Here is an 889-nt window from a genome sequence, read left to right as displayed (position 1 = left end):
GTTCTTATTCCAAATTCCTTTCCTTATTAAAGCGGGCGTGATGGTTAAGCCTAAGTGGGGGTGGCGCGATCGTGGGGTGGTAAAAATCCGCACGTTGATGATTCCCGCTTTGTTTGGCGTCTCTGTCAGTCAAATCAACCTGCTATTTGATACTTTTATTGCCAGCTTTCTACAAACTGGCTCAATCAGCTGGTTGTATTATTCCGATCGTTTGTTGGAGTTCCCGCTGGGGCTGTTTGGTATTGCGATTGCGACGGTGATTTTGCCTGCGCTGTCTCGTAAACATGTGGACTCGCAGAGCGAAGGTTTTGCACATACCATGGATTGGGGCGTTCGCATGGTAACGCTGCTCGGGATTCCGGCGATGTTGGGTTTGATGGCGTTGGCGAAGCCGATGTTGATGGTGCTATTTATGCGCGGTGAGTTCTCTCCACAAGATGTGCACCAAGCGTCTCTGTCGTTGCTCGCTTACGCATCTGGCCTATTGAATTTCATGTTAATTAAAGTGTTAGCGCCAGGCTATTACTCACGTCAAGACACAAAAACGCCAGTGAAATACGGCATCATCGCGATGGTGACTAACATGGTGTTCAACGCAATTTTCGCCTATTTCTACGGTTACGTCGGTTTGGCTATTGCTACGGCATTGTCAGCGTTCGTCAACATGGCGCTGTTGTACCGAGGTCTGCACATTGCAGGTGTCTATCAAATCACTAAGCGTACCGTCTTCTTTATTATACGTTTGGTTGTTGCTGGCGCTGCGATGGTCGCTGCGATCTTATGGCAATTGGAAGATATGTCGGTTTGGCTAGAGTGGAGCTTTGCTCACCGTAGCGGCATGTTAGGAACGTTAATTGGTCTAGGCGCCGCATTTTACCTAGCGGTTCTA

The 889-nt window shown here is 48.6% G+C and carries 1 protein-coding gene; it reads left to right on the top strand.

Features of this window, described 5'->3' with window-relative positions; translation table 11 throughout:
- Positions 1-889, top strand: an 889-nt coding sequence (gene murJ, locus R7Q11_RS25270; protein ID WP_225466892.1) for a murein biosynthesis integral membrane protein MurJ, incomplete at both ends; no start/stop codon positions are given.

The organism is Vibrio sp. 970 (assembly GCF_033339075.1).
This window is presented reverse-complemented; position numbering and strand designations above follow the sequence as displayed.